The sequence below is a fragment of the Selenomonas sp. AE3005 genome (genome assembly GCF_000686945.1).
Taxonomy (GTDB): domain Bacteria; phylum Bacillota; class Negativicutes; order Selenomonadales; family Selenomonadaceae; genus Selenomonas_A.
Map to the genome: position 1 here is coordinate 1 of NZ_JMME01000022.1, position 10,642 is coordinate 10,642.

Annotated in this window: 4 protein-coding genes and 1 pseudogene; all 5 read right to left on the reverse strand. The window is 47.3% G+C overall.

The genetic code is table 11. The features are described 5' to 3' along the window. A pseudogene (locus DL94_RS0111475) lies at positions 1–1,613 on the reverse strand (autotransporter outer membrane beta-barrel domain-containing protein); the annotation flags it as partial. Continuing rightward, on the reverse strand, positions 1,610–2,608 hold the full coding sequence (locus tag DL94_RS0111480) for a hypothetical protein (protein ID WP_028130272.1): 999 nt from the start codon (positions 2,606–2,608) through the stop codon (positions 1,610–1,612). The gene DL94_RS0111480 and the pseudogene DL94_RS0111475, both read right to left, overlap by 4 nt. A gap of 66 nt (positions 2,609–2,674) precedes the next feature. Next, positions 2,675–6,286 carry an autotransporter outer membrane beta-barrel domain-containing protein gene (locus DL94_RS0111485; RefSeq protein ID WP_081798814.1) on the reverse strand — a complete coding sequence of 1,204 codons (3,612 nt, stop codon included), beginning with the start codon at positions 6,284–6,286 and terminating at the stop codon, positions 2,675–2,677. A 162-nt stretch (positions 6,287–6,448) separates the two neighbouring features. After that, positions 6,449–9,982, reverse strand: coding sequence for an autotransporter family protein (locus DL94_RS0111490; protein ID WP_197020749.1), 3,534 nt, complete (start codon positions 9,980–9,982; stop codon positions 6,449–6,451). A gap of 270 nt (positions 9,983–10,252) precedes the next feature. Continuing rightward, positions 10,253–10,642 (reverse strand): autotransporter outer membrane beta-barrel domain-containing protein (locus DL94_RS0111495; protein WP_028130275.1); only part of this gene is annotated, 390 nt, incomplete at its 5' end.

Consider the following 10,642-nt stretch of genomic DNA (forward strand, 5'->3'; position numbering starts at 1 on the left):
GGGGAAGAAATCTCCTTCAGGGCCTGTCTGGCATCTTTCGGCGATAAAGTAAATAGTTTATGCAACTCTACATTTTGGTCTTTTTCTTCCTCCATGTTGTCATACATTTTAATTACATCATCGTAAGTTTCAATTACCTCTTCGTCTGTGGTGTCCAAGTTATTGGCAGCTATTGTATCTACAGTAATCGTATTTCCACTGATTTTCCCCCGGGCATTGAGCATACCAGATACAGGCACAGCTTTATCAGCATTGGTTATATTGCCTTTGATAGACTGCGTCGCCGTAAGGACAGTCCGATTCTCCTCCCCGGGCAGCATATTGTAGGCAGTCACTGTTGAGCCGTCAATATGTGCCTCCCCAATGACCTCTATTTGACCGCCCTTACCGCCGCCATAGGCCTGCAGTTTGCCATCGGATACCAAGGTGCCGTTAATTGTCATATTTTTATCAGCCGCTGAGGCGCCGATAGTACCGTGATTTATAAGTTGCCCTGTAGTCTCATCCTTTGGAAAAAAATTACCCTGCGTAATAGTATTTACTTTATAAGTCCCCCCCAACAACGTCGCATCTTTGGCCACCTGTACGCTTACCACATCAGCTGAACCCTCATAAGTCAGCGTGCCGTCATTGACATTCATCTTCATGTTATCTTCGCCGGTGATATTGCCGCTATAGGTCATATTCGTATTGAAATTAAGATTAGTCACCAGGGCAGGAATATACACATCATATTCGTACCCATTTCCCCCCCATTTTTCGTTGTATTGAATACGCAGCTTGTCTCGTCCTGCATTATTACCATCATAAGCCCCTTGACATGCACTTGCTCCAAACTGTTTCCAGTCGGAAGTGATATTGCCCTGAATACTGGCACCCTCATTGATGTTGATATTTTTTACAAAGGCATTCTTGGAAATGTAGATGGCATTCTCGCTGCCAATAAGCGTACCGGACAGATTATAATTTTCTACCAATGGCCCGTTAAGTTCATTAACATTTGAATTATACGTTTTGACACCCATGTCCAGCAAGTTCAAATTGGTTGCCGAAGATATTTCGCCACTTTTTTTATTAACATTGCGGTCATATCGGATATAGGAGCCACGATACTCATCTAGGGCTCCGTTGGTACTCGAACCAAAGTCAAAGCGTACCCCTGTACCGCCTTCACCTTTGGCCGTTACTGCTCCGACCTGATTTATCGAATGGTTCCTGCCATAAGCTATTAACAGACCATTACCGCGCTTGCCGTCCGCATGAATTTCGGTATCTTCCGGCACCACCAAAGTATTGCCCGTACCATCCACACGGATGCCGATAGCCCCCACACCATTGGTCATAATATCCGCATTCTGCGTCACCTTATTATCCGAGCCGTAGATATGCAGACCAACGCCCAACGGCACGAGGCTGTAGGTATCGGCCAGATAATCTGTGCCCTCAGCATTACGCGCGAAATATCCCTGATTGTTGATGATATTACCGCCATTGCCATAGATAGACCGGCCGAAAAATGCCTTACGGTCAATCTTGTAGCCCAAATCCTGCATAACCGCCAGTTCCACTTCTAAAAAGGTCGTATAGTTACTATAATCACGATGGCTCATCATACCAGAGGTTTGCAGATGGGCCCCCCAAAGACTCTTCCTCTGCGCTCCCAACCTACTACCGGCAAGGCAGAACGGCCGAAGAATTTAGCCCCGTCCAAAGCCTCCTTCACGTGTTCACCCACAAAATAAGCATAGCCACTGCCATTGGCATCAACCGTCTTGCCTACAACAAAAACATTTTGCCCCGTACCATCATCAGAATCCACAATTTTCATTCCCGCCTTAGCAGGCGTGCCATTTTGATCCTGTAAGTGAAGTGTCCAGGAAAGTTTATCCGTAATATTGGGGTTAATATAGTATTCAAAAACAGATCCATTTTTTTTCCTAGTTTTAACACATGTTATGCCCAATGCATGGCCCAGTTCATGACGAATAGTCCCCACAAAATCCGCAGCCTGTTCATTAGTGGGCAGTGCCGTTTCCGCATCTACCCACCACCCATCATCAGCCCCATCACGCTTAGCCCCAAAATTTTTACCAATAACCACATTACTAAAAGCATAACTTCCCTCAGGCAGGACATTTTTCTCAGCATCTTCATAGGTAAGGGGCGTCATGACAGCCCCTTCCTTCAGCTGGTTCCTCAAATAGAACGTATCATATCTATAACTTTGGGAAATTGCCGTTTCTCCATCAGATTTTAGCGAATATGAGGCGGCATAAGCGTTTTGACTATTGTTCGTTGTGATAAAAATCTGCCATGGTGTTGTATTTTCGGCATTAGGTGCTATGATATCCGTCCAATAGGCAGCACCTTTCACCGTGGCTGAAACAAGGTCTTTACCTAAAGTATAAGTTGCCTTATTCACCAGCCACTTGTCTTCATTTCCTATCCCTGCTCCCACTGCCAAAAAATTTATTTCGGCAAAAGGCTCACCGCCATAATAGCAATATTCCGTTGCCAAATATGGTGATTCTGCGGCCCAACAGGTTATGGGCATAGCTAAATTTGACAATACAGCCGCTGTCAGTGCACAAATCCTTTTTCTTTTCATAATTCCCCACCTTCCCTGATAAACTTAGCCTGCAGACATTTTCGCAGTCTAAGGTAGAATTTTTATTTACCACATACGACGCAGAGTTACAGCACACATAATATCCCGATCATGGCTGCCGCGTGCGAAAACTGCGTCCCCGGCTGCGGTCCAGCCCGGCGAAAATTCGGCCTCACCGCTTAGCGACATCACCATATGCGTCTTATCCTGCTGACCGCGCATTTCAAAATCAGATGAACCGCCACCTACAAGACCAAAGGTCACCCGGGGATTGGCACCGCTGAAAGCGTGCTTGACACCCAAGCGCATGGCGTAGCTGCCTATGTTCAGATAGCGCTTGAATTCCACGCCCAAACCTGTAGCAAAATAAGAATTGCCTGCACTGTTGACTCTCTGGCCTAACACGCCTACACCATTTTCCGTGTAGCCGTCCTGCCATAAATGCGATAACTGCATATTGACGTAGGGACTCACATGCCAGGTGGCAATTTTGTTCGCCTGCAGGTCGTATTTATACTCGCCGCCCAGTTCTAAAATGCGGCTGTTGTAATCGGCCTCGGCCATGCCAATACCCATTATGCCCCGGCTCAAGTCGTTTTTCAGCCAGCCATGATTCAGGTAAACATAACCCGCATGCGGGCCGCGCTTGTAGCCGGCATATACGCCCAGCCGCGTATCCTGCACTTTGCTGCTGGCCGAACCGGCTGCAAAGAAGCTGTCGCCATAGCTGACAAAACCGCCCACACGCCAGTTCTTCCCGGCCGCCTTGTCATAACCCAGGGCAAAAGTCGTACCATGATAATTAGCGCCACCTTTTAACTCGCCCCAGTTTTTGGCCGTCTTGAACCAGATATTGTTTCCCACGGGCAGGTCAACTTTGGCCTGCAGTTTCAGCCCTTCATTGACAGTTGACTCCTTATCATCAGCCAATTTGGCCACAGGAACACTGATATCAACATTATTCATGGCAAAAGCCTCTGACAGACGCGTGGACAGAATATGACTGGTCACCGTGCTGGTCTGTGTCATGCTAATGCCCTGTGCCGCATCCGGGGAGGCAATATCCTGCAAGGCCTTAACTGCTGTTTCCGGCTGAAGTGAGAATAATTTACGCAGTTCGCCCTTTTGGAATTTCTCGTTCCCCAGTCCGTCATACATATTCATTACAGCATCGTAGGTATTATTCACGGCCGCGTCCGTGGTGCCTAAGTTATTGGCAGCCATCGTATCTACGGTAATCGTATTGCCACTGATTTTCCCCTGAGCATTGAGCATGCCGGTTACAGGCACAGCTTTATCCGCATTGGTGATATTGCCTTGAATAGACGCAGCCTTGAGTACAGGCTTATCCTTCTCTCCCGGCAGCATGGCGTAGGCGGTTACCGTTGACTTATCAATATCGGCATCCCCATTGACGACTATCTGACCGCCCTCACCGCCGCCATAAGCCTGCAGCTTGCCATCGGATACTAATTTACCGTTAATCTCCATATTCCTGTCAGCCGCGGAGGCCCCAATAGTTCCGTGATTGATAAGCTGACCTGTAGTAGTAGCCGTAAATCCTGCGGCTACCTTCGTAGCATCTATAGGATTTACTGTATATTTACCACCTAAAAGAGCCGCACCTTTTTCCACCTGCACGTTTACTACATTGGCTGTGCCTTCGTAGGTCAGTGTCCCGGCCTTAACATTCATCTTCATATTATCTTCGCCGGTGATATTACCGCTATAGTACAGATCCGTATTGAAATTAAGATTTGTCACCAGGTCTGGAATATACTCATCATATTCATACCCATCATCCCCATATTTTCCATTGTATTGAATACGCAAACCAGTACTATCATTAGTAAGGGGATCATCATAAGCTCCTTCACATTCAAGTGCGCCAAACTGTTTCCAATCGGAAGTGATATCGCCCTGAATGCTGGCCCCCTTATTGATGTTGATATTCTTTACAAAGGCATTCTTGGAAATATAGATGGCATTATCCGCGCCAATAAGTTTACCGGACAAGTTATAGTTCTCTACCAATGGCCCCTCTAATTCAGCTGCATTGGCATTGTAGGTATTTGCATCCATAGCTTTCAAGTTATAATTTTCAGCCTTGGTAATTTTTCCTGCGTCAACAGTTCGCTGAAAGCGGATATACGAACCACGGTACTCATCTCTGGCGCCGTTCGAACTGGAACCAAAGTCAAAGCGTACGCCCGTGCCGCCTTCACCGCTGGCTGCTACTGTTCCGGCCTGATTTATCGTATGGTTTCTACCATACGATATCAAGAGGCCATTGCCACGCCTGCCGTCTGCATGGATTTCTGTATTTTCCGGCACAATCAGTGTATTGCCCGTGCCATCTACCCGGACACCTACAGCTCCCACACCAGCCGTCATAATGTCAGCATTCTGCGTCACCTTGTTATCCGAACCATAGATATGCAGGCCGACGCCCAAGGGCACGAGGCTATAGGTATCGGCAAGATATTCTGTGCCATCAGCATTGCGCGCGAAATATCCCTGATTGTTGATGATATTGCCGCCGTTGCCATAGACAGACCGGCCATAAAAGGCCTTGCGGTCAATCTGATACCCTAGGTCCTGCATAACCGCCAGTTCTACCTCTAAAAAGGTCGTATAGTTGGAGTACTTCCTATGGCTCATCATGCCAGCCGTCTGCAAATGTGAGCCGTCAAACATCCAAGTCTCTCCCACCCCTTCCCAGCCATTTACCGGCAGGGCGGAACGGCCAAAAAATTTGGCCCCGTCCAAAACTTCTGTCACATGGTTCCCATAAAAATAAGCGTAGCCGTTGCCATCCGCGTCGATCTTCTTATTCACCACAAAATACTTTTTGCCGGATTCTCTTTCTACCTCCTCATCATCATTCACAATCACCATACCGGCCTCAGCAGGTGTGCCTTCTTGATCTCGCAAATGTAATGTCCAGGAAGATGTATCCTTTATATCTTTGTTAATTCCTTTTAAATCCTCCGTTCTAGCCATAGCTATGCCTAAAGCATGTCCAAGTTCATGACGAAAAGTTCCTACAAAATCAGAAGCTTGTTCATTTGTTGGCAGAACTGTGTCCGCATCTATCCACCAGCCATTTTCGACGTTATTACGACTCGCCCCCACATGCTGGCCAATCCGTATTACGCTAAAAGCATATTTTCCTTTAGCCAGGACATCATATGAGTTATACTCCAAAGGTGTAAAAACTGTCCCCTTCTGCAACTGGTCCTTCACATTAAACAAATGATTTTGAAAATACTCATTTGTTATAATTCCTCCAGAAGAGTCCAGCGATAGTGAAGCGGCATCAGCGTTTACCTCATCAAATGTGGTGACAAAAATCTGCCAGGGTGTTGTATTTTTTGCTTTAGGCGCTAAAATATTTTTCCAATAATCCGTACTGGTCACAGTGGCTGCAATAAGCGCATCGCTTAATCGATACGTTGCTGGATTGACCAGCCAACCAGGATCCTCCGGTTTCGCTCCATCACCTATTCCGTACCCCTCATCCATAAATTTTAAATCCGCAAAATGCTTGCCGTTGTAATCTGTGTATCTCGTTTCCCGATACGGAACTACAGGCTCCTCTACCGCTGCATACGATAACGGCATGACCAGACTAGACAAAACTGCTAGCGTCAATACATAATTTCTTTTTCGTTTCATAATGATAACCCCATTTCCGATTTATATATTCCCATGCAAAATACAGGTAATATTTTTCTTTACATAATTTATATCGTATAAACAAGCATTATATTAAATTATTCAATTAAATAATATCAAAGCTCCCCCTGCGTATTTATACAGGGGGAGTAAAAACCATATTTACCACATACGGCGCAAAGTTACGGCACACATAATATCCCTATCATGGCTGCCACGTGCGAGAACAGCGTCCCCGGCTACCGTCCAGCCCGGCGAGAATTCAGCTTCGCCGCCTAGCGACATCACCATATGCGTCTTATCCTGTTGGCCGCGCATTTCAAAAACTGTTGCACCACCGCCGGCCAGACCGAAGGTCACCCGGGGATTGGCACCGCTGAAAGCGTGTCTGAGTCCGAGCCGCATAGCGTAGCTGCCCTTGTTCAGATAGCGTTTAAACTCCAGCCCCAGCCCCGTAGCAAAATAGGTATTTTCGGCACTGTTGACTCTTTGTCCTAATACGCCCACGCCACTTTCTGTGTAGCCGTCCTGCCACAAATGCGATAACTGCATATTGACGTAGGGACTCACATGCCAGGTGGCAATTTTGTTCGCCTGCAGGTCGTATTTATACTCGCCGCCCAGTTCCAAAATGCGGCTATTGTAATCGGCCTCGGCCATGCCAATACCCGTTATACCGCGGCTCAGGTCATTTTTCAGCCAGCCGTGATTCAGGTAAACATAGCCTTCATGCGGGCCGCGCTTGTAGCCGGCGTATACGCCCAGGCGCGTATCCTGTATCTTGCTGCTGGCCGAACCGGCCGCAAAGGAGCTGTCGCCATAGCTGACAAAGCCGCCCACGCGCCAGTTCTTGCCGGCTGCCTTGTCATAGCCCAGGGCAAAGGTCGTACCATGATAATTGGCGCCGCCTTTTAACTCGCCCCAGTTCTTGGCCGTCTTGAACCAGATATTATTTTCCACGGGCTGGTCAACTTTAGCCTTTAATTTCAGTCCTTCATTGACAGTTGACTCCTTATCATCAGCCAGTTTGGCCACAGGTACGCTTATATCAACATTCTTCATGGCAAAAGCCTCTGACAGACGCGTGGACAGAATATGACTGGTCACCGTGCTGGTCTGTGTCATGCTAATGCCCTGTGCCGCATTCGGGGAGGCAATATCCTGCAAGGCCTTAACTGCTGTTTCCGATTCAAGAGAGAATAATTTGCGCAGCTCACCCTTTTGGAATTTCTCGTCCCCCAGGCCGTCATACATGTTCATTACAGCATCATAGGTATGATTTACAGCTGCGTCCGTGGGGCCTAAGTTATTGGCAGCCATCGTATCTACGGTAATCGTATTATTGGCAGTGATTTTCCCTTGGGCATTAAGCATGCCAGAAACCGGGACTGCTGTATCCTCGTTAGTGATAGAGCCTATGATTTTGTTTGCCGTAAGAACAGGCTTATCCTTCTCCCCTGGCAGCATGTTATAGGCAGTTACCGTTGACTTGTCAATATGGGCCTCTCCACTGACAGCTATCTGACCACCCTTGCCACCGCCATAGTACTGCAAATTGCCGTTTGATAGTAAATGGCCGTTAATCGTCATATTCCGGTCAGCCGCAGAGGCGCCAATAGTCCCTAAACTGATAAACCACCCTGTAGTATCATCAGACATACCTGCACCCATTCTGCTGCTCATATCATTTACGGTATACGTACCGCCCAACAGCGCCGCATTTTCTGCGACCTTCACACTTACTACATTGGCTGTACCTTCATAGGTCAATGCCCCGGCATAAATATTCATCTTCATGTTATCTTCGCCGGTGATATTGCCATTATAGTACATATCCGTATTGAAATTGAGATTGGTCACCAAATCCGGAATATAGTCCTTATAAGCATAGCCATCTTCTTTATACTTGCCATTATACTGAACACGCAATGGAACCTTTACATCATAGCTGCCCTCACACTCCGCAGCACCAAACTGTTTCCAATTGGAAGTGATATTGCCCTGAATGCTGGCGCCTTCATTGATGTTGATATTCTTTACAAAGGCATTCTTGCCAATGTAGATGGCATTCTCCGCGCCTATAAGCGTACCGGATAGATTATAATTTTCTACCAACGGTCCGTTAAGTTCATCTTGTTTGGCATTATATTCATTCATATTGTTAATAATCAAACTAAGATTTTCCGCTGATACTATTGTCCCTGGTTCAGGTTTAGGCGTCGGATTCGGCGTGGTATTATTATTTTCCTCCTCGGGGTCTGGAAGGGGTTGAACCGCTCTTTTATAGCGAATGTATGACCCCCTATACTCATCCCCTGCTCCATTAGAACTGGATCCGAAATCAAAACGCACCCCAGTGCCGCCTTTACCTTTGCCCGTCACTGTACCAGCCTGCTCTATCGTATGATTTCTGCCATAAGCTATCAGGAGGCCATTGCCGCGCAAACCATCCGCATGAATTTCTGTATTCTCCGGCACTATCAGGGTGTTGCCAGTGCCATCAATCCTGACACCTACAGCACCCGTCCCGGCAGTCATGATATTGGCATTCTGCGTCACCCGGTTATCAGAACCGTAGATATGCAAGCCGACGCCTAAAGGCACCAAACTATAGGTATTATCAAGATATGCTGTACCCTCAGCATTACGTTGAAAATATCCTTGTGTGTTTACGATATCACCGCCATTGCCGTAAATGGAACGCCCAAAATAAGCCTTGCGGTCAAACTTATATCCCATATCCTGCATAGCTGCCAGTTCGACTTCCAAAAAGGAAGTGTAATTACTGTAAATACGATGGCTCATCATACCGGCAGTCTGCAAGTGCGACCCTTCAAAATCATATTCCTCTGCCTGTGGATCCTTTTCCCAGCCGTTTACCGGCAGACCGGACCGGCCGAAAAAAGTTGCGCCGCCCAAAGCCTCCGTCACATGCTCACCCACAAAATAAGCATAGCCCTTGCCATCGAGGCTGACCTGCTTATCAACTACAAAATAATTTTTAGTGTGGTCTGTTGCCTCCGCACTTGACACAATATACATTCCTGCCTGAGCAGCTTTGCCGTTTTGGTCCTGCAAATGCAGTGTCCAGGAATTCTTATCCTTTATATTGGAATCTATAACTACTACATCTTTGAATTCATCATTTTCCAATACTTTCTGCCTTGCGCTTGCCAAACCAATACCCAAGGCATGCCCCAATTCATGGCGGAATGTCCCTACAAAATCAGCAGCCTGTTCGTTGGTAGGCAGTGCCGTATCCGTGTCAACCCACCACCCTTTGACAGCACCTGTACGTTCCGCCCCCATATAAGTCCCTATAGCTACAGCACTAAAGGCATATTTCCCCTGCGGAAGATAACCCGTTATGGCATCTTCAAACAGTAGCGGCTTATACTCTTCTCCGTCCTGCAGCTGGTTCTTAACATAAATTTCCTCAGTAATGAAAGACTCTCTGGCGGAGCGGACACCATCGGAATTCACAGAACGGGGCGTCGCACTTGCATTGTCATAATTATCTGTACCAACAAATATCTGCCATGGTTTGGTATTTTTTGCCCCCTGCACCAAAATATCTGACCAATAAGCTGTACTGGCCTTTGTTGCCTTAATCAGACTATTATCCAGATTATACGCTGACGCATTCACCAGCCAGGTTGGACTTTTAGGGTCGCTGCCAGGGGTCCCAATTCCCATGCCCTCTCTAAGAAATTTTATTTCGGCAAAAACTCTATCGCCAGAATACAAATATTCTGTTGCTAAATAGGGAGATTCTATTTCAAATTCTTCTGCCCCGTATGCTACTGGCATAGTCACCCCTGACAATACTGCAGCTGTTAAAGCACAAAGTTTTTTTCTTGCCAAAATCTTGGCCATTATTATCATCCTTTCCCGTAATAATGCAGCTGCCGATAAAAACTTCCCCTGCGGACATTTAAGCCGCGCAGGGGAAGTTAAAAATCATATTTACCACATACGGCGCAAAGTTACAGCACACATAATATCCCGGTCGTGGCTGCCGCGTGTGAAAACTGCGTCACCGGCTGCGGTCCAGCCCGGCGAAAATTCGGCCTCGCCGCCTAGCGACATCACCATATGCGTCTTATCCTGCTGGCCGCGCATTTCATAGTCAGATGAACCGCCGCCCACAAGACCAAAAGTCACCCGGGGATTGGCACCGCTGAACGCATGTTTTACGCCGAGCCGCATGGCATAACTGCCCTTGTTCAGGTAGCGCTTAAACTCCACCCCCAGGCCCGTTGCCAAATAAGTATTTTCGGCACTGTTGACCCGCTGGCCAAATACGCCCGCGCCGCTTTCTGTGTAGCCGTCCTGCCACAAATGCGATAACTGCAT